Here is an 18,005-nt window from a genome sequence, read left to right as displayed (position 1 = left end):
TACTCGTCTATCAGGTTATCGCACAGCGGGGGCAATCGCCGTCAACGTCCGCTGCGGATGAATCCCAAGGGTCAGGACCCATCACTGGCGCGGTCGAGGCGTCCAAATGGCGAACATGTCGGGCCGAAAGGCGCGCCGCGAAGGCTGGCTGCCTTTGCAAGCGCCTTTCGGTTCGAGATGGAAGCCATTTGGACGTCCCGCAGGGATTTGACCAAAATGGCCCGCTGCGGCGTCGAGACGGCTTGAAATATCGACATATTCCTGCGCCCCTCCTCCTTGCCCTGGGCCATTTTGCTTCAAACCTCGACCGCGCCAGTAATGGGTCCTGACCCTGAGTTATTGTTCCACACGCTGCTGTTCCACCGCAAGCTTGACGTGCATGGTTTCGTCAAGATCGCCATAGCGGATGCCCGTGATCGGGGCGGCATCGCGATAGTCCGCGCCCGTCGCCACGCGGACGTAGCGCACGTCGGGGCAGATGCGGTTCGAGATATCGAAACCGACCCAACCGAGATTGGCGACAAAGGCTTCGGCCCAGGCATGGCCGGCATCCTGATCCACCCGGTCATCCATCAGCAGATAACCGCTGACATAGCGCGCCGGGATGCCCAGCGCCCGCGCCGCCGCGATGAACACGTGGGCATGATCCTGGCAGACGCCATGGCCCGCCGCCAGCACGGCTTCGGCCGGCGTCGCCGCATCGGTGTGCCCGGCGGCGTAGGCGACCCGTTCGGCCACCAGCGCGGACAGATCGTGCAGAATCGTCAGCCTGTCATCCCCCTGGCGCGGGCTCTGGCTCTGGCTCTGACTTTGCCCCTGCGCCTGGCCCTGATTCTGCGCCTGTCCCAGCGCCGCCAGCAGCGCGCGCACGCGTGGCCCCGCCCGCGTCAGTTCGGTCGGCTGCGCGAAATGCCACAGCGGCAGATGGCCGGAATGCTTGCCCAGCACGCCGGCATTGTCGGCGGTATCGACCACGCCCCGGCAGCGGATGGTCACCTCGGTAGCGCCAGGCGTGAAGGCAATCAGCGAAACGTGATTGCAGTTGTGATCGTCGTATTCGGCTTCCAGCACGGCGCCCGCCAGCTCCATGTCCCACGACAGAATCGTCTGGCCGGACGTTGCCTTGGGCGTGAGCCGCAGGCGTTGCAGGCCATGCGCGGCGGGTTCCGAAAAGCGGTAATGCGTGGTGTGATCGATGGCGATGCGCACCGGCGATCCTTCTCTATTCGACGAAACGGTAGTCGCGCTGAATCTGGAGCGCGAGCTGGGTGTTGTGGGCGATGAACCGGCCGATGAATTCATGGAGGCCCTGATCGAAGATCGCATCGACCGTCAGCGCCTGCAGTTCGCTGTCGGCGTTGCGCAGGATGTGGTGGCTTTCCATTTCCTCGCCGTACTCGCGGGCGAGGCTGGCGAGGTTCGAGCGCAGCTTGGCATAGCAGAACGCCAGGCTGCGCGGGAAACGCCCGTCGAGCAGCATGAACTCGGCAATGCCGCGCGGGTCCATCCGCCCGGCGTTGAGCCAGCGGTAGGCGCGCTCCCCCGCAACCGAGCGCAGCACGTTCTCCCACTGCACGTTGTCGAGGCTGGACCCCACGTAGGACACGGCCGGCAGCAGGACGTAATACTTTACGTCGAGAATGCGCGCGGTGTTGTCCGCCCGTTCGATGAAACTGCCGATCCGCGCGAAATTGTAGATCTCGTTGCGCAGCATGGTGCCTTCCATGGCGCCGCGCACCTGCGTCGACTGGCGGCGGATGCAATCGAGCACGTCACCCAACCGCGTTTCGGTGACCGGACGGGCGAGCAGCTCTTTCACCTTCATCCAGCTTTCGTTGACGGCTTCCCACACCTCGCGCGTGATGCCGGTGCGGACCATGCGCGCGTTGGTGCGGGCGAGTTCGCACATCAGCAAGACGTTGCCGGGGTTCTCCTTGTCGCGCAGCACGAAATTGAAGACGTGCGGGCCGGTGTATTCCCTGCCGAACTTGGCTTCATACAGCGCCTGCAGACCCAGCGTGACGATCACCGAGCGCCATTCGTCGCTGGCGTCCTTGGCGTCGCGCGTCAGCGCCATGCGGAACCCCGCCTCGACCAGGCGCACGGTGTTCTCCGCGCGCTCCAGGTAGCGGAAGAGCCAGAAAATACCGTTTGCCGATCTGCCTAGCATTCCGTCTCCATGACCGTCCGATCCGTCGCCCCCAGCCGGGAGGCGGTATCAATCATCCAGAACCCAGCTGTCCTTGGTGCCCCCGCCCTGCGACGAATTCACCACCAGCGACCCCTTCTTCAGCGCGACGCGAGTGAGGCCGCCCGGCGTGATGTCCACCCCGTTGGGCGAAACCAGCACGAAGGGCCGCAGGTCCACATGACGCGGCGCAAGACCGGCCTTGGCGAGAATGGGCACGGTCGACAGCGACAGCGTGGGCTGGGCGATGTAGTTGTCCGGCCGCGCGCGCAGCTTGGCCTCGAACGCGGCGATTTCCTTCTTCGAGGACGTCGGCCCGATCAACATGCCATAGCCGCCCGAGCCGTGGACTTCCTTCACCACCAGTTCGGGCAGATGTTCCAGCACATAGGCCAGCGCCTCCGGCTCCGAACAGCGCCAGGTGGGCACGTTCTGGAGGATCGGCTTCTCGCCGGTGTAGAACTCCACGATCTCGGGCATGAAGCTGTAGATCGCCTTGTCGTCGGCAATGCCGGTGCCCGGCGCGTTGGCGATGGTGATGCCGCCCGCGCGATAGACGTCCATGATGCCCGAAACGCCCAGCACGCTGTCCGGATTGAAGGTCAGCGGATCGAGATATTCGTCATCGACGCGGCGGTAGAGCACATCGATCGGCTTCCACCCGCGCGTGGTGCGCATGGCGATGCGGCCGTTCTCGACGCGCAGGTCGCTGCCCTCGACCAGTTCCGCGCCCATCTGGTCGGCCAGGAACGCATGTTCGAAATAGGCGCTGTTGTAGATACCCGGCGTCAGCACCGCGACCACCGGCTTGCGCCCGCCCGACGCATCGAAAGCCGGCGGCGCGCAGGCGGCAAGGCTGCGGGCCAGACGGCGCGGATAGTCCGAAACTTCCCGCACGCGCACGCGGGTGAACAGTTCCGGGAACATCGCCATCATCGTTTCGCGGTTCTCCAGCATGTAGGAGACTCCGCTCGGGGTGCGGGCATTGTCTTCCAGCACCATGAAATCGTCTTCGCCCGTGCGGACAAGATCGATGCCGACAATGTGGGTATAGACCCCACCCGGCGGCGTGAAGCCCGACATTTCCGCAAGGAACGCCGCGTTGCCCTTGAGAAGCCGTTCGGGGAAACGCCCCGACCGCACGATTTCCTGCCGGTGATAGAGGTCGTGCAGGAAGGCGTTGAGCGCCCGGACGCGCTGTTCGATCCCGCGCGCCAGCTTGCGCCACTGGTTCGCGGTGATGATCCGGGGCACCATGTCGAACGGGATCAGCCGTTCCTCGGCATCTTCGGCGCCGTAGACGTTGAAGGTGATCCCGGTGCGGCGGAAGAAGGCTTCGGCCTCGCTTTTCTTGCGTCTCAGCAGGTCAGGCGGCTGCTCCTCGTACCACTTGCAATAGCCCGCGTATGCGGCGCGCACCGAGCCATCGGCGTCAAGCATCTCGTCATAGGACGATGGCGAGGAGTTTGTCATAAGCACATCCCGTCTGTGCCCATTGCTTGCATATGATTCGGGCTTTGCCAAGCGCTCTCATGTTGCACCTGCGAAATAAATTTGGCGCGAATTGGTGCAATTTGCGACGAAGGTTGGTCCGCAGGCGCCCCGGGGGTTTCCGCTTGCCTTGATGCCGATCCCGCCGCATTCTTAACCGGTCAATTAAAACAGAGTCGGGAGAGTGGCCATGCGCCGGATCCATCACCGCACCTGCCACATCTGCGAGGCGAACTGCGGCATCCTGGTCGAAACGGAAGACCGCGCCGTGCTGTCGATCAAGGGTGATCCGGACAATCCGCTCTCGCGCGGGCATATCTGCCCCAAGGCCACCGCGCTGCAGGATCTTCAGGAAGACCCAGATCGCCTGCGCCGGCCGGTCAAACGCGTGGGCGAAACCTGGCACGAGATCAGCTGGCAACAGGCCTTCGCCGAAATCGGCCAGCGCACGCGCGCCATCCTGGCCGAAGATCCGGATGCCTCCGCCGTCTATATCGGCAACCCGAACGCGCACAGCTATGGCAACGCGCTCAATGCCGAATACCTGTCCAAAGCGCTGCACACCCGCAACAAGTTCTCGGCCAGCACCGTGGACCAGATGCCGCATCAGGTGGCGAACCTGCGCCTGTTCGGGCACGCCAGCCTGTTCGGCATCCCCGATATCGACCGCACGCAGACGCTGATCATCCTGGGCGGCAATCCAATGGCGTCAAATGGCAGCATCTGGACCGTGCCCGATTTCCGCAACCGCGCGCGCGAACTGCGCCAGCGCGGCGGAACGCTGATCGTGGTCGATCCGCGGCGCACCGAAACCGCGCGCGTGGCGGACCGCCATCTGTTCATCCGGCCGGCAACCGATGCCTTCTTCCTTGTCGCGCTGCTGAAGGCGGTGCTGGCGCGACGACCGGCAAGGCCGGTTCAGGACTTCATCACGGGGCTGGCAGACGTGGCCGCCGCGCTGGAAAGGTTCGATGCCGCCGCCTGCGGCGCGGCCTGCGGTGTCGCGGCGGAGGACATCGACGGGTTGGCCGAACGGATGACGCAAGGGCCGGCGGTGCTCTATGGCCGCATGGGCGTGGCCACGCAGGCCCACGGCACGCTCAACGCCTGGCTGATCGGCCTGATCAACATCGCCGCAGGACAACTGGACCGCGAAGGCGGCATCGTGTTCCCCCTGCCCGCGCTCGACACGCTGGCCATCCTGCCCCCCGGCTCGATCGGCAAGCATCGCTCGCGCGTTTCGGGCCACCGCTCCGTACTGGGGGAACTGCCGGCCGCCGCGATGGCGGAAGAGATCGAGACGCCCGGGCCGGGGCGGCTACGCGCGTTGTTCGTGGTCGCTGGCAATCCCGTGCTGTCCACGCCCAACGGCGCCCGGCTGGACAAGGCGCTGAGCGAGCTGGACCTGATGGTGTCGATCGACATGTACCGCAACGCGACCAGCCGGCGCGCGCACTACATCCTACCCCCCGTCGGCCCGCTCGAACGCGATCACTATGGCCTGTTCCTGCTGCCTATGGCCGTGCGCACCATCGCCGCCTATTCGCCGCCGACGCTCGCGCCCGAAGATGGCACCTTGCAGGACTGGGAAATCCTGCGCGGGCTGGCCGGCGCGATCACGGGCGAGCCGGTGCAGGCACCCACCCCGCGCGAGACGCTCGACGCCTTGCTGCGCTCGGGGCCTTACGCCGTCTCGCTGGCCGATGTGGAAGCGGCCCCATCCGGACTGGATTTCGGTCCGCCCGCGGAAGGGCGCCTGCCCGAAAGGCTGCGCACACCGGACAAGACCGTGGCCTGCGCCGATCCCGAATGCCTGGAGGCGCTGGCCGCGCTGGAGGTGCCGGAAACGTCCGCCGGGCACGATGGCGCGCTGCTGCTGATCGGACGCAGGCATCTGCGCACCAACAACTCGTGGCTCGCCAACAGCCGCCGCATGACCAAAGGCCCCAACCGGTGCACGCTGATGATCCACCCCGACGACGCAACCGCGCGGGGCATTGTGGATGGCGAGACGGCCACCGTGCGTTCCCGCGCCGGGTCGATCACCCTGCCGGCGGAAGTGACCGAGGACATCATGCCCGGCACCGTCTCCATCCCGCATGGCTGGGGGCACGGCCTGCCCGGGATCGCCATGCAGACGGCGAAAGCCTACGCCGGGGTCAGCGTGAACGACCTGACCGACGAAACCGCGATCGATCCGCTTTCCGGAAACGCGGCGCTTTCGGGCGTGCGCGTGGAAGTAAGCGCGTTCGAGGAGGCTACGGCGTAACCCGGAGTCCGCCGCGACCGCCTGTCAGCCTTCGGTGAGCAGCGCCGCCACCGCGCGGGTCACGTCCGGATGGCCAGCAAAGCCCAGATGCGTGCAGCGCACGGCGATGGCGCGATCGCGTTCGCCGGGCCAGCCGCAGGCCGAGCGCGGCGCCACGATGCCGTCGCGCGGACTCCACAGCGCCACGGTGGGCACCGGGGGCTTTTCGGCCAGGTCTTCGCCGACCGGCGGGTGATCGACCGTGTGGCCGGTGACGGCCTGATAGGCGCGCCAGGCGTTATTGGCGCGCCGGTCGCCCGAGAAGGGCGTGCCCATCGTCACCACCATCGCCACGTTTTCGGGCATGACCTTGGCCACCTCGCGCGCGAAGAGCCCGCCGAGGCTCCAGCCGACCAGTGTCAGCGGTTCGCGTTCCTTGCGCGCCATGGCGTCGACACGCTCGCATAAGCGCGCGAAGCGGTCCTCGTCCGCGCCAAGGTTCCAGCCCATGCCCCAGTCGCTGACGCGGTGCCCCGCGCCTTCCAGCGCGCGGGCCAGCCCACGCATCCGCATCGGGTGCGCGCCGAAACCCGGCACCAGCATGACCGCGCGCGATGTGCCGCGCGGCAGTTCCAGCCCGCCGGCGCGGCGCACCTTGCCCGCCTCGCGCCACAGCTCGGCCGGCGAGCCCAGTTCGGCGATCAGGCGGCGGACGGATGGCGGCCGCGCGCCTTCGGGCTGCGGCTGACGCGCCAGCGCGGCCCGGCGCGCCACTTCCGCGCGCCACGCGGCCAGCCGTTCGCCCGCCTGGCGAAAGCCGTCCATGCCCTGTCGCGTCAAGTCCGCCATCTGGATCATCGCGCCTTCCTGCACTCACCCGGATCAACCCCCGATGAACGCACGGCAATCGCAATTGTTTCAGTTTCGCGTCAACTGCTGCGCGCCACCGTCAACTTTCCGTCAGCCGCATCCGCCAGGCGGGCGACTTACTTGGCAGGCGGCTGGGGTTTCACATCTTCCGTACCGGTGCAGTCGCCCGCGCGCTTCGACTTCATCGACATGGCCATCGTCATCGCCTTGCCGTCCGGCCCCTTGCCATCCATGTTCATCGTCGCGTCGTAGCTTTCGGGCGTGTAAGTGCCGCCCATCGTCACCACCTGTTCGCCGCGCGCGGTCTTGCAGGTCATCTTGGCGTCGAGCTTGCCGCCCGCCATCGTGAACGAATCGTACTTGCAGCCATCGCCCACCTGGCCGAAAAATTCGCTGTTGGGCTTTTCCACCTGCTCCTTGGTGAGGCAGCTAGACATGGTGCGCGCCTGCCCCATGGCCTGCTGCATCGCGGCCTTGGCTTCCGGCGGCATCCCCTCGATTTCCATCTTCTCGATCTTCACCGTGGTTTCCCAGCGGCCCGGCGTGAAGCGGATATCGGAGGCGGCGACCTTCTTGGCCACATCCGCCACGCTTTCGTTCTTCGCCTCGACCTTCTTCTCATCGCTGCAGGCGGCCAGCGAAAGGCACACACCGGCGACCAGCGCGGGCAACAGGATTCGACGCATGAACAATCCCCTCGGAACAACCGGGCCTCCGCAACGGGAGGCGCCATGACCACAGGCACGCTATAGCCCGGTTGCGGTGCGCGCCAATGCTGCAAATCACCCATCGTGGCCAAAAGCCACGCGCGGCCGCCCGGCCGGTTGCGGAACGCAGCATGAACAGCCATATCTGTGCGCATGGCTGAACTCGTGATCCGCAGGGGGCTGGAAGAGCCCGACACATCCGGCACCTTCGTGCCGCACAAGCCGCAGCGGCCGGACAAGGTCGAAGGCGGCAAGCCGTTCCGGATCGTGTCCGAATACAGCCCCGCGGGCGACCAGCCCGGCGCCATCGCCGACCTTGTCGCCACCGCGCTCGAGGGCGAGAAGACGCAGGTCCTGCTGGGCGTGACCGGTTCGGGCAAGACCTTCACCATGGCCAAGGTGATCGAGGAACTGCAGCGCCCGGCGCTGATCCTCGCCCCCAACAAGATTCTCGCCGCGCAGCTCTACGGCGAGATGAAGAGCTTTTTCCCCGAGAACGCGGTGGAATACTTCGTCTCGTACTACGACTATTACCAGCCCGAAGCCTACGTGCCCCGATCGGACACGTACATCGAGAAGGAAAGCTCGACCAACGAGGCGATCGACCGGATGCGCCATTCGGCCACGCGCGCGCTGCTGGAGCGTGACGACGTGATCATCGTCGCTTCGGTTTCGTGCATCTACGGCATCGGCTCGGTCGAAACCTATTCGGCGATGATCTTCGATCTCAAGGTGGGCACCAGCGTCGATCAGGGCGAGATCATCCGCAAGCTGGTGGCGCTGCAATACAAGCGCAACGATGCCGCGTTCCAGCGCGGCACATTCCGCGTGCGCGGCGACAACCTGGAAATCTTCCCGTCGCACTATGATGACACCGCCTGGCGGATCAGCTTCTTCGGCGACGAGATCGAGGCCATCGTCGAGTTCGATCCGCTGACCGGCAAGGCCGGGACCAAGCTGGGCAACGTGCGCGTCTATGCCAATTCGCACTACGTGACGCCGGGGCCGACGATGAAGCAGGCGGCCGAGGCGATCCGCTTCGAACTGTCCGAACGGCTGAAGGAACTGACGGCGGAAGGGCGGCTGCTGGAAGCGCAGCGGCTGGAACAGCGCACCAACTTCGACCTGGAGATGATCGCGGCGACGGGATCGTGCGCGGGCATCGAGAACTACAGCCGCTTCCTGACCGGCCGCCTGCCCGGCGAACCGCCGCCGACGCTGTTCGAATACCTGCCGGATAACTGCCTGCTGTTCATCGACGAAAGCCACCAGACGGTGCCGCAGGTGGGCGCGATGGCGCGCGGCGACCACCGCCGCAAGCTGACGCTGGCCGAATACGGCTTCCGCCTGCCCAGTTGCATCGACAACCGCCCGCTGCGCTTCAACGAATGGGACGCGATGCGACCGCAGACCATCGCCGTGTCCGCCACGCCCGGATCGTGGGAGATGGAGCAGGCGGGCGGCGTCTTCGCCGAACAGGTGATCCGCCCCACCGGTCTGATCGATCCGCCGGTGCTGATCCGCCCGGTCGAGGACCAGGTGCAGGACTGCATCAACGAATGCCGCGAAACCGCCGCCAATGGCTATCGCACGCTCGTCACCACGCTGACCAAGCGCATGGCCGAGGACCTGACCGAGTTCATGCACGAGGCGGGGCTGAAAGTCCGCTACATGCATTCGGACGTGGAGACTCTGGAACGCATCGAACTGATCCGCGACCTGCGCCTGGGCGTCTATGACGTGCTGGTGGGCATCAACCTGCTGCGCGAGGGGCTGGACATTCCCGAATGCGGCCTCGTGTGCATCCTCGATGCCGACAAGGAAGGCTTCCTGCGCAGCGAAACCTCGCTGATCCAGACCATCGGCCGCGCCGCGCGCAACGTGGACGGGCGCGTGATCCTCTATGCCGACCGCATGACCGGCAGCATGGAGCGCGCCATCGCGGAAACCGATCGCCGCCGGGCAAAGCAGCAGGAATACAACGAACTCCACGGCATCACCCCGCAGACGATCAAGCGCAACATCCACGACATCGTCGCTGACACCGCCAGCCGCGACGGCGTGCTGGTGGAAGTGGACGCCGAAGGCGCCAACAACCTCGTGGGCCACAACCTGCGCGCCTATATCGAGGAACTCGAAAAGAAGATGCGCGCCGCCGCCGCCGACCTGGAATTCGAGGAAGCCGGCCGCCTGCGCGACGAGATCAGGAAGCTCGAAGCGACCGAACTCGGCCTGCCGGAGGACGATCGGAAAGCACCGATCGTGGGGCGGAGCAACGAGGGCAAGCCGGGGACGCGGAAGACGCGGTTTGGGAAGAGCCAGAAGACGAAGTGGGGGCGTTAAGCTTGCACCAAATGGGCCGGCACGCTAAATAGAGTTTACGTCAAAGGGGCCACACCAAAAAGGCGCGTACCGGGTCCGCCTCCCAAAATGTGAGTGAGACGTCGAGCCACGTGGATCGTGTTCGTCGTTATCCTTATTCACAGGTCCTTTATGATCCGCACCTTTGCCGATCCCGAAACCGAACGCATCTGGCTGGGCCAGCGCAGCCGTAAGCTGCCGTCCGACATCCAGCAGGTTGCCCGCCGGAAACTGCGCCTGCTCAACCGCGTCGCTAGGCTCCACGACCTGCGCATTCCACCGGGCAACCGTTTCGAGCAGTTGAAAGGCTTTACACCTTCACGATATAGTCTGCGTATCAACGACCAGTGGCGCATCACGTTTCGCTGGTCTGACGGAGGCGCGGACGATGTCCGGATCGAGGACTACCACTGAGGACGACGGCCTGCTGGACAATGTCCATCCGGGCGCGATCCTGCGTGAGGACTTCCTGATCGGTAGCGACGTTCCGCTGGAAGAAGTTGCCACGGGCGCGGGAATCGCCCGCGAAAGGCTGGAAGCTTTGCTCGCCTGTTCTGCTCCGGTTGATGCGAACACGGACCTCCGGCTGGCGCGCTATTTCGGCATCAGCGAAGGTTTCTTTCTCGGTTTACAGATCGATTTCGATCTTGAGGAGGAACGCCGCGCCCATGGCGATGAACTCGCCCGCATCGCGCGCCGCGCCGCCTGAACGTCTAGCCCCAGCGCAACCATGCTCACCCGTCCGCTGCTGTTCGGCGCTGCGCTCGCCCTCTTGCTTTCCGCCTGTTCCAAACCGGCGCCACAGTCTGCCGACAGTGGCGGGCCGCTGGGGGCGGTGCGTTTTTCCATTCCCGCCAATGAGCCGATGCCGGGGCCGCCCGCGCCCGACGCCAAGGCGGGGTGGAGCGCCCATGCCAACGGGGCGGCGGCGCGCTATGGCTTTCCGGGGCAGACGCCGCTGCTGATGCTGGCCTGCCGCGAGGGACAACTGATCGTCACCCGGCCGGTGCCCGCCGAGATCGGCGCGCAGGCGCTGTTCGCGGTGATCGGCGGGGGGCAGGTCCTGCGCCTGCCGGTCGATGCCACCAACCTGCCGGGCGAGCGCGGCTACATCTGGCAGGGCACGATCGCGGCCGACGACCCGCGCGCCGCCGTGTTCACCGGCAACGGCTTCGACGGCACCCTCCCGGGCGCGGGCAAGATCACCGTGGCGGGCAGCGATGTCGCGCGCGAAGTGGTGCGGCGCTGCCGGGGCCGGACCGCCGACGAGGACGCATCGCCCCTGCCCCTGCCATCGGCTCCCCCCGCGCCGAAGCTGGCCGAACACGCGGCGACCTGACGCGCGCGAAAGTCCGCCTCCTCAGCGCCAGCTGTGCAGCCAGGTATAGGCGGTATAGGCGTTCTTCGCGGGCAACCGGCCCGCCGACAGGATCGGGTAGAACCCGATGAACAGGCCCACCGCCAGCAGCAGCGCGATCCGCCCTGGCCAGCGCACGCCCAGATCCCACCAGTCCGCCAGCACCACCGCCAACGCGGCGGTGAGGAACAGGCTGGCCAGCATGTAGTGGTAGTAGAACTGCACCGGCTTGCCGTTCACCGCCCAGAACACCAGGCTGAGGAAATAGAGCGCGAACAGACCGGCGCGCAGGCGGTTGCCCCGCACCCCGTCCCACAGGCAGAACAGCAGCGCGGGCAACCCGGCCAGCATCGTGAACGGATTGCCCAGCATCAGCACGCCGCGCTGCGCGCCATCGACCTTTTCATAGAGGAACCAGATCGGGCGCAGGTTGAACATCCATTGCCACCACCGGCTCATGTAGGTGTGCGGCTTCACCACGCTGTCCTGCAGTTGCAGCATGTATTTCTGCCAGGGCAGCAGCCCGTGCAGCGTCATCGGCTGGACCTTGTAGAAGAAGGCCGGCGCGAACGTGGCGAGGTAGGTCAGGATCGGCAGCAACCCCAGCCACAGCCCGGCTTCGAGCAGCGAGACGCCCTGCACCGGCGCGGCATCGCGCGCGATCAGGAAGCGTCCGCGCCGGCCGGCCAGCGCGTGCCAGCGGTCCCACGCGAACAGCAGGCCGGGCGCGGCGAGCAGCGGCGCGCCGTTCCACTTGGCGCCGAGCGAAAGGCCCAGGAACACGCCCGTCAGCGCCAGATGCAGCCGCGCGCGTCCGGGCCGGCCCTCGCCGCCCCTGCGCCAGGCCAGCGCCCATTGCCAGAACGCCAGCGCCATCGCTCCGCCCATCGCCATGTCCAGCATGGCGATGCGGGCGATCACGAACCAGATGAAGTTGGTGGCCATCAACACGCCGAATACCAGCGTCGCCCGGCGCGATAGCGTGGCCCACCACATCGCGCGCATGGCCGCGAACAGGCCCAGCGTGCCCACGATCGCCGAGGGCAGGCGCCAGCCGAACGGCGTATCGCCCACCAGCTTCATCGACAGCGCGATCAGTTCCTTGCCGACCAGCGGATGTTCGGGATTGAGCCGGCTGGACAGTTCGATCAGCCGCCGCGCGGCGGGCAGGTAGTGGATTTCATCGAACATCGGCTTCGACGGGATGCCGAGCCGGTGCAGCACCACCACCCAGAACACGAAGGCCAGCAGGACGCACCAGCCGAGCGGATCGCGATCCCGGCCGGAACGGTGGGCACGGTCGAAAGCGGGGGCGTTGTGGAGAAGCGAGGCCATGCCCATCGCCAGATAGGCCGTTGCGCGAAACCGCGCAATGGGAGGTGACGGGGCACGCCTTGCACCGCCAACGCGCGCGGCGTAAGGCCCTGCGCTATGAAACGGACGACTGGCCAGGACCGCTCGATCACCGCCAAGTGGCGCCCCGCAACCCGCGCCGTGCGCGCCGGCACGTGGCGTTCGGAAATGGGCGAGACGTCGGAAGCGCTGTTCCTCACGTCGGGCTACAGTTACGACGATGCCGCCACGGTCGCCGCGCGCTTTGCCGGCGAACAGCCCGGCATGACCTATTCACGCCTCCAGAACCCTACGGTGGCGATGCTGGAAGAACGCATCGCCATGCTGGAAGGCGCCGAAGCCTGCCGCGCGCAGGCCAGCGGCATGGCGGCGATGACTGCCGCGCTGCTCTGCCAGCTTTCCGCCGGCGATCACATCGTCGCCGCCAAGGCCGCGTTCGGATCGTGCCGCTGGCTGGTGGACAGCCTGCTGCCGCGCTTCGGCGTGGAAGGCACAGTGATCGATTCCCGCGACAACGCGGCGTGGGAGGCTGCGATCCGCCCCAACACCAAGGTGTTCTTCTTCGAAACGCCGGCCAATCCGACGATGGACATCGTCGACATGGAATATGTCTGCGGCCTCGCCCGCGCGCACGGCATCACCACCGTGGTCGACAACGCCTTCACCACCAGCGCGCTGCAGCGCCCGCTGGAATTCGGCGCGGACGTGGTCGCCTATTCCGCCACCAAGATGATGGACGGACAGGGCCGCGTACTGGCCGGGGCCGTGTGCGGTTCGGACGATTTCATCACCAACAAGCTACTGCCGTTCCAGCGCAACACCGGGCCGAACCTGGCGCCGTTCAATGCCTGGGTCGTGCTGAAAGGTCTGGAAACGCTGGACCTGCGGATCAACCGGCAAAGCGAGAACGCGCTGAAGGTCGGCCGGTTCGTGGAAAGCCGCGTGCCCACGATCCTGCACCCCGGCCTTGCCAGCCATCCCCAGCACGATCTGGCGATGAAGCAGATGTCGGCCTGCGGCTCGATCTTCTCGATCGTGCTCGATGGCGGGCGCGAACAGGCGCACGCGCTGCTGGATGCGCTGCAACTGATCGACATCTCCAACAACATCGGCGATTCGCGTTCGCTGATGTGCCACCCCGCCTCGACCACGCACTATTCGGTCCCCCCCGAAGCGCGCGAGGACATGGGCGTGACTGAGGGGATGCTCCGCCTCAACGTCGGCCTGGAAGACCCGGACGACCTGATCGAGGATCTCGACCAGGCGCTGACGAAAGCCGGTCTTTGAGGGCCATCCTCTGAAGCCGGGAACCCATCCCCGCCGCATCCGTTCGTGGACAGTCGGGCCAAACCCCGGCTAGTTTGGTCCCGAACGGGCAGCGGGGAGCAGTCGATTGCTGGCGGAAGAGCATCTTTCCGCGATCATCCAGTCATCGGATGACGCCATCATCAGCAAGCGGCTCGACGGCACGGTCATCAGCTGGAATCCGGCCGCGACCCGCATCTTCGGGTACGAAGAAGCGGAAATGATCGGCCAGTCCATCCGCCTGCTGATTCCAGCGGATCGCCAGGGCGAGGAAGACGACATAATCGGCCGCCTGCAGCGCGGGGAGCGCGTGCGGCATTTCGAAACGATCCGGCTGCGCAAGGATGGCACGCCCATCCGCGTTTCGTTGACAATCTCCCCCGTGCTCGACGCCGATGGCCACATCATCGGCGCGAGCAAGATCGCGCGCGACGTGACCGACCAGTTCGCCGCTGCCGAAGCGCTCAAGGAAAGCGAGCTCCGCTTCCGTATGCTGGCCGACAACATCTCGCAACTGGCGTGGATCGCGGAACCGGACGGCGGGCTGAACTGGTACAACCGCCGGTGGTACGAATACACGGGCACCCGGTTCGAGGAAATGCAGGGCTGGGGTTGGGCGGCTGTCCAGCACCCCGACCATCTCGAACGGGTCCGCGAAAAGTTCGCGCGATACATCACCGCCGGCCGCGAATGGGAAGATACGTTTCCCCTGCGCGGGCGCGACGGCAGCTATCGCTGGTTCCTTTCGCGCGCGAAGCCGATCCGCGATGAGCGCGGCGTGATCCTGGCTTGGTTCGGGACCAACACCGACGTGACCGAGCTGCTGGACAAGGAAGAGCAAATCCGCGTCCTGCTGATGGAAGTGAACCACCGCTCCAAGAACATGCTGGCCGTGGTGCAGGCGCTCGCCCGGCGATCGGGCAACGTCGATCCGGTATTCCTCCAGCGCTTCGAACAGCGCCTCGCCAGCATGTCCGCCAATCAGGACCTGCTGGTCCGCCGTGGCTGGGCGACGATCCCGATGGGCGAACTGGCCGATGCCCAGCTCGCCATTCTCGATGGCGAGAGCCGCAGCCACGTTTCCGTCGATGGCCCGGACATCGCCCTTTCCCCCCGCGCGGCCGAAGTGATCGGCATGGCGCTGCACGAGCTGGCCACCAACGCCCTGAAATACGGCGCGCTTTCCCTGATCGGGGGCAGTGTCCATCTTGCCTGGTGGGAAGCGGACGGGCGCTTTGTGGTAGAATGGCGGGAACGCGGCGGCCCCGCCGTGGCCCCGCCGCGCGAAAGCGGGTTCGGCACCACGCTGATCCGCCATATTCCCGCGCGCAGCCTGTCGGCGAACGTGACGCTGGATTATGCGCAGGAAGGGCTGCTGTGGCGGCTGGACTGCGATGCGGACATCGCCCACCATCTTGCTTCGTCCTGACCGCGACGTATCGTCCTGTCGATCAGTCGGCTTTGGCACCTTCCAGCGCGGCGAGGCGCGCCTTGAGCGCTTCCACTTCCTCGCGCGCGGCCGCGGCCATGTCCTTCACCGCGTCGAATTCCTCGCGGCTGACGAAATCGAGGCCGCCGAAGACCTCCCGCACCTTTTCGCGCGCGGTTTCGCCGGCTTCGCGGCCCACGCCGGCAAGCGTTCCGGCGGCGCTGTTCATCAGCTTGACGAAATCGGCGATCAGCGGGTTTTCGCTCTGCATGGCAATCTGTCCTGAAACTGTGAGGCCGCCTAGATGGGACTGATTGATGCCGGCCGCAAGGGCGCGATCAGTGAGCGAGTTGCACCCGCACCGTCGCCCCCGCGGAAGAAGCGCCGTCCGCGCCCGGATTGAGCGCCAGCAACTGCCAGTTGAGCAGCGACGCAAAGCAGACCCATGCGAGATAGGGCAGCAACAGCCCCGCCGCCAGCGGGCGCACGCGCCAGAACAGCGCGATCGTGACCGCCAGCGCCAGCGCCAGGGCGCCGATGATGCCAAGAGCGAACGCTATCCGGTGCAGGCCGAAGAACACGGGACTCCACGCCAGGTTGAGCGCGAGCTGCACGACGAACGCTGCCACTGCCAGCCCTCGTCCCCGCGCGCCCCGCGCCGAAAGCACCATGGCGAGCGCAACGCCCATCAGCGCGTAGAGCACCGTCCACACGATCCCGAACGTGGCAGGCGGCGGATAGAGGCCGGGCTTGACCAGGGACGCAAACCAGGGGTTGTCAGGCCCGCTGCCCGCGCTTCTTCCCGAAAGGAAGCCCAGCGCGAGGACGAGCGGAACCGTGAAAAGCGACCAGCGCAACAAGCTGGCCCGAAGCTGTGCGGGCGAAGCGAGGTATCTCATGGCACCTTACTGCGGGCAGAGTCCGGAGAAGCCGGCGCCCTTCGTGATTCGCCCGGGATATTGGCGGGCCGATGCCGGGCGCGCAATGTCACAAACGCGCACAATGCGCGGTTCAGGCGCGAAAAGCCGCGATCAGGAATTCCACATTGCCTTCCGGCCCGGTGATCGGGCTTTCCACGATCCCATCCACCTCCCAGCCCTCGCCCTCAAGCCAGGCCCGGACCTCGGCACAGACGCGGGCGTGCAGCGCCGGATCGCGCACCACGCCGCCCTTGCCCACTTCCGCCCGGCCGACCTCGAACTGCGGCTTGATCAGGGCGACCAGCCGCGTCGGCCGCGCCGCCAGCGCCAAGGGCACCTCCAGCACCTTGCGCAGCGCGATGAAGCTGGCATCGCACACCACCCAGCTCGCGGGCCGGTCGATATGCGCCGGCGTGAGCACGCGGGCGCTGGTCTGTTCCAGCACGGTGACGCGCGGGTCCTGCCGCAGCTTCCACGCCAGCTGGTTGGTGCCCGAATCGACGGCGAAAACGTGATCGGCCCCATTCTGGAGCAGGACATCGGTGAAACCGCCGGTGGAACTGCCGATGTCCATCGCGGTCACGCCGCGCGGGTCCAGCGCGAAATGCGCGATCGCGTGGGCGAGCTTGATTCCGCCGCGCGAAACCCACGGGTGATCGCGCCCGCGCACGTCCAGCGCGATGTCCGCGGGCACCGTTTGCCCGGCCTTGGCGATCTTCGCCTCGCCGGCATAGACCAGCCCCGCCAGGATCAGCGCCTGCGCCCGCGCGCGGCTTTCGACCAGCCCGCGTTCGACCAGCAACTGGTCCACGCGCACCTTCGCGGCCGGCTTGACGGGTCGGGCGGGCTTCACCGAAGCGGAAGGAGGCGGGGTTGAGGTCACCTCCCGTTCCTTTCATACAACGGGCATGAAGATCAACCGTACCGCGCAACAACGTCGCCCCGGCGTCGCGATTTCCGCCCCGGCCAATTCCGCCCTGGCCGCGCTGGCGGCCACGCTGGCGCTTGCCGGCTGCGTCGCCGCACCGCCGCCGCCCCCGGCGCCGCAGCCCACCCCGCGGGTGGCGCCGGCACCCCCAGCTACGCAGACAACACCGCCACCGCCCGCCTTTCGTGATTGGCGGGATGCCCCGCAGACGGTGGGATCGTGGTTCTATCACGCAACGCCAAACGGCGGCGTCGCGCAGTTTTCCAACCCGCCGAGCGCCACGGCACTGCTCAGCCTGCGCTGCGACCGTACGGCCCGCACGGTGACGATCGCGCGGGCCGGCGCGGCGCCGGGGCCGCTGCCGATGTCGGTAACCACCAGCACGCAGACGCGCCCTCTCAGCGCAGCCCCTTCGCGCGCGCAGACACTCGAGGTCGTTCTGCCTGCGGGAGACCGTCTGCTGGATGCCATGGCGTTCAGCCGGGGCCGCTTCGCGGTGGAGGTGAACGGCCTTCCCACGCTCTACCTGCCGGCATGGTCGGAAGTGGGCCGCGTGATCGAGGATTGCCGGGGCTAGCGGGCGTCGCGTCCGGGCTTTCCGACGCGCCATTTTGCACACGCGAAGTCTCGATACTGACGCCAAAAAAGTTGAATGCAAGTCTTGTTGTTCGCGCCCGAATGACTCACATTCCGATCAAGGCCGGAGGGCCTCAGACGCTCCCGGTCCAGCCGCTCGCAAGGCGGCGATCTTTGGCTCAACAGCGCGAAAGGAGGTGATCCGATGTCTCATGGTTCAGCAGAGAGGTCGGTACAGTCCCGCGCGAGGCATTATCGCTGAGTTTCGATTA

17 protein-coding genes are annotated in these 18,005 nt (G+C 66.5%); 8 read left to right on the top strand and 9 right to left on the bottom strand.

All coding sequences use genetic code 11. The features are described 5' to 3' along the window. Positions 1-336 precede the first annotated feature (336 nt). From FA702_RS14320 to FA702_RS14310, 3 genes are read right to left on the bottom strand one after another with little or no spacing between them, the layout of a single operon-like run. Positions 337-1,209, bottom strand: a complete 873-nt coding sequence (locus FA702_RS14320) for a transglutaminase family protein (RefSeq protein WP_136956675.1) — start codon at positions 1,207-1,209, stop codon at positions 337-339. A 13-nt stretch (positions 1,210-1,222) separates the two neighbouring features. Further along, the gene (locus FA702_RS14315; RefSeq protein WP_136956674.1) at positions 1,223-2,170 is read right to left on the bottom strand and encodes an alpha-E domain-containing protein; all 948 of its coding nucleotides are present in this window, start codon (positions 2,168-2,170) and stop codon (positions 1,223-1,225) included. Between the two features lie 48 nt (positions 2,171-2,218). Beyond that, positions 2,219-3,661 (bottom strand): circularly permuted type 2 ATP-grasp protein, encoded by a 1,443-nt coding sequence (locus FA702_RS14310; RefSeq protein ID WP_136956673.1) that lies wholly within the window; start codon positions 3,659-3,661, stop codon positions 2,219-2,221. Between the two features lie 208 nt (positions 3,662-3,869). Here FA702_RS14310 and FA702_RS14305 point away from each other — a divergent pair, with 208 nt between their 5' ends. Further along, positions 3,870-5,948, top strand: coding sequence for a molybdopterin oxidoreductase family protein (locus tag FA702_RS14305; RefSeq protein WP_136956672.1), 2,079 nt, complete (start codon positions 3,870-3,872; stop codon positions 5,946-5,948). A gap of 24 nt (positions 5,949-5,972) precedes the next feature. Here FA702_RS14305 and FA702_RS14300 read toward each other — a convergent pair whose 3' ends face one another. Together FA702_RS14300 and FA702_RS14295 are read right to left on the bottom strand one after the other, a co-directional pair. Beyond that, positions 5,973-6,785 carry an esterase/lipase family protein gene (locus FA702_RS14300; protein WP_370385475.1) on the bottom strand — a complete coding sequence of 271 codons (813 nt, stop codon included), beginning with the start codon at positions 6,783-6,785 and terminating at the stop codon, positions 5,973-5,975. Between the two features lie 128 nt (positions 6,786-6,913). After that, positions 6,914-7,483 (bottom strand): DUF3617 domain-containing protein, encoded by a 570-nt coding sequence (locus tag FA702_RS14295; protein WP_136956671.1) that lies wholly within the window; start codon positions 7,481-7,483, stop codon positions 6,914-6,916. Between the two features lie 174 nt (positions 7,484-7,657). Here FA702_RS14295 and uvrB point away from each other — a divergent pair, with 174 nt between their 5' ends. The 4 genes from uvrB to FA702_RS14275 all read left to right on the top strand — a co-directional run bounded on the left by uvrB (position 7,658) and on the right by FA702_RS14275 (position 11,204). After that, positions 7,658-9,847: an excinuclease ABC subunit UvrB gene (gene uvrB / locus FA702_RS14290; protein ID WP_136956670.1), complete on the top strand. Its 2,190-nt coding sequence runs from the start codon at positions 7,658-7,660 to the stop codon at positions 9,845-9,847. A gap of 150 nt (positions 9,848-9,997) precedes the next feature. Beyond that, the gene (locus tag FA702_RS14285; RefSeq protein WP_136956669.1) at positions 9,998-10,279 is read left to right on the top strand and encodes a type II toxin-antitoxin system RelE/ParE family toxin; all 282 of its coding nucleotides are present in this window, start codon (positions 9,998-10,000) and stop codon (positions 10,277-10,279) included. Then, positions 10,254-10,574 carry a HigA family addiction module antitoxin gene (locus FA702_RS14280; RefSeq protein ID WP_136956668.1) on the top strand — a complete coding sequence of 107 codons (321 nt, stop codon included), beginning with the start codon at positions 10,254-10,256 and terminating at the stop codon, positions 10,572-10,574. The genes FA702_RS14285 and FA702_RS14280 overlap by 26 nt, the downstream gene beginning before the upstream one ends. Before the next feature lie 21 nt (positions 10,575-10,595). Next, complete coding sequence (locus FA702_RS14275) at positions 10,596-11,204, top strand: hypothetical protein (RefSeq protein WP_136956667.1); 609 nt, start codon at positions 10,596-10,598, stop codon at positions 11,202-11,204. Between the two features lie 21 nt (positions 11,205-11,225). Here FA702_RS14275 and FA702_RS14270 read toward each other — a convergent pair whose 3' ends face one another. Continuing rightward, positions 11,226-12,557: a phospholipid carrier-dependent glycosyltransferase gene (locus tag FA702_RS14270; protein WP_136956666.1), complete on the bottom strand. Its 1,332-nt coding sequence runs from the start codon at positions 12,555-12,557 to the stop codon at positions 11,226-11,228. Between the two features lie 96 nt (positions 12,558-12,653). On the opposite strand from FA702_RS14270, the gene FA702_RS14265 reads away from it, so the two are divergent. Beyond that, a complete protein-coding gene (locus FA702_RS14265) occupies positions 12,654-13,862 on the top strand; it encodes a PLP-dependent aspartate aminotransferase family protein (RefSeq protein WP_136956665.1) in 1,209 nt (402 codons plus the stop codon). A 106-nt stretch (positions 13,863-13,968) separates the two neighbouring features. Then, positions 13,969-15,309, top strand: coding sequence for a PAS domain S-box protein (locus FA702_RS14260; RefSeq protein WP_136956664.1), 1,341 nt, complete (start codon positions 13,969-13,971; stop codon positions 15,307-15,309). 22 nt (positions 15,310-15,331) lie between these two features. On the opposite strand, the gene FA702_RS14255 is transcribed toward FA702_RS14260, so the two are convergent. From FA702_RS14255 to FA702_RS14245, 3 genes are all read right to left on the bottom strand, one after another. Next, positions 15,332-15,580, bottom strand: coding sequence for an accessory factor UbiK family protein (locus FA702_RS14255; RefSeq protein WP_136956663.1), 249 nt, complete (start codon positions 15,578-15,580; stop codon positions 15,332-15,334). A gap of 67 nt (positions 15,581-15,647) precedes the next feature. Further along, positions 15,648-16,208: a TspO/MBR family protein gene (locus tag FA702_RS14250; RefSeq protein ID WP_136956662.1), complete on the bottom strand. Its 561-nt coding sequence runs from the start codon at positions 16,206-16,208 to the stop codon at positions 15,648-15,650. Between the two features lie 112 nt (positions 16,209-16,320). After that, entirely contained in the window at positions 16,321-17,046 is a 726-nt protein-coding gene (locus tag FA702_RS14245; RefSeq protein WP_210417650.1) for a TlyA family RNA methyltransferase, read from the bottom strand. Positions 17,047-17,137: 91 nt separating this feature from the next. Between FA702_RS14245 and FA702_RS14240 the strand changes: the two genes are divergently transcribed. Next, positions 17,138-17,734: a hypothetical protein gene (locus FA702_RS14240; protein ID WP_136956660.1), complete on the top strand. Its 597-nt coding sequence runs from the start codon at positions 17,138-17,140 to the stop codon at positions 17,732-17,734. The last annotated feature ends 271 nt before the right edge of the window (positions 17,735-18,005 follow it).

Source organism: Novosphingobium sp. EMRT-2 (assembly GCF_005145025.1).
Taxonomy (GTDB): Bacteria; Pseudomonadota; Alphaproteobacteria; order Sphingomonadales; family Sphingomonadaceae; genus Novosphingobium.
Note: the sequence above shows the minus strand (reverse complement) of the source record. Positions and strands in the feature narration are given on the sequence as shown.

What these genes read in the sequence shown, in the direction of transcription:
- FA702_RS14315 (WP_136956674.1), bottom strand. Translation starts at nt 2,170, where the DNA reads ATGCTAGGCAGATCGGCAAACGGTATTTTCTGGCTCTTCCGCTACCTG.
- FA702_RS14310 (WP_136956673.1), bottom strand. Translation starts at nt 3,661, where the DNA reads ATGACAAACTCCTCGCCATCGTCCTATGACGAGATGCTTGACGCCGAT.
- FA702_RS14305 (WP_136956672.1), top strand. Translation starts at nt 3,870, where the DNA reads ATGCGCCGGATCCATCACCGCACCTGCCACATCTGCGAGGCGAACTGC.
- FA702_RS14300 (WP_370385475.1), bottom strand. Translation starts at nt 6,785, where the DNA reads ATGATCCAGATGGCGGACTTGACGCGACAGGGCATGGACGGCTTTCGC.
- FA702_RS14295 (WP_136956671.1), bottom strand. Translation starts at nt 7,483, where the DNA reads ATGCGTCGAATCCTGTTGCCCGCGCTGGTCGCCGGTGTGTGCCTTTCG.
- uvrB (WP_136956670.1), top strand. Translation starts at nt 7,658, where the DNA reads ATGGCTGAACTCGTGATCCGCAGGGGGCTGGAAGAGCCCGACACATCC.
- FA702_RS14285 (WP_136956669.1), top strand. Translation starts at nt 9,998, where the DNA reads ATGATCCGCACCTTTGCCGATCCCGAAACCGAACGCATCTGGCTGGGC.
- FA702_RS14280 (WP_136956668.1), top strand. Translation starts at nt 10,254, where the DNA reads ATGTCCGGATCGAGGACTACCACTGAGGACGACGGCCTGCTGGACAAT.
- FA702_RS14275 (WP_136956667.1), top strand. Translation starts at nt 10,596, where the DNA reads ATGCTCACCCGTCCGCTGCTGTTCGGCGCTGCGCTCGCCCTCTTGCTT.
- FA702_RS14270 (WP_136956666.1), bottom strand. Translation starts at nt 12,557, where the DNA reads ATGGCCTCGCTTCTCCACAACGCCCCCGCTTTCGACCGTGCCCACCGT.
- FA702_RS14265 (WP_136956665.1), top strand. Translation starts at nt 12,654, where the DNA reads ATGAAACGGACGACTGGCCAGGACCGCTCGATCACCGCCAAGTGGCGC.
- FA702_RS14255 (WP_136956663.1), bottom strand. Translation starts at nt 15,580, where the DNA reads ATGCAGAGCGAAAACCCGCTGATCGCCGATTTCGTCAAGCTGATGAAC.
- FA702_RS14250 (WP_136956662.1), bottom strand. Translation starts at nt 16,208, where the DNA reads ATGAGATACCTCGCTTCGCCCGCACAGCTTCGGGCCAGCTTGTTGCGC.
- FA702_RS14240 (WP_136956660.1), top strand. Translation starts at nt 17,138, where the DNA reads ATGAAGATCAACCGTACCGCGCAACAACGTCGCCCCGGCGTCGCGATT.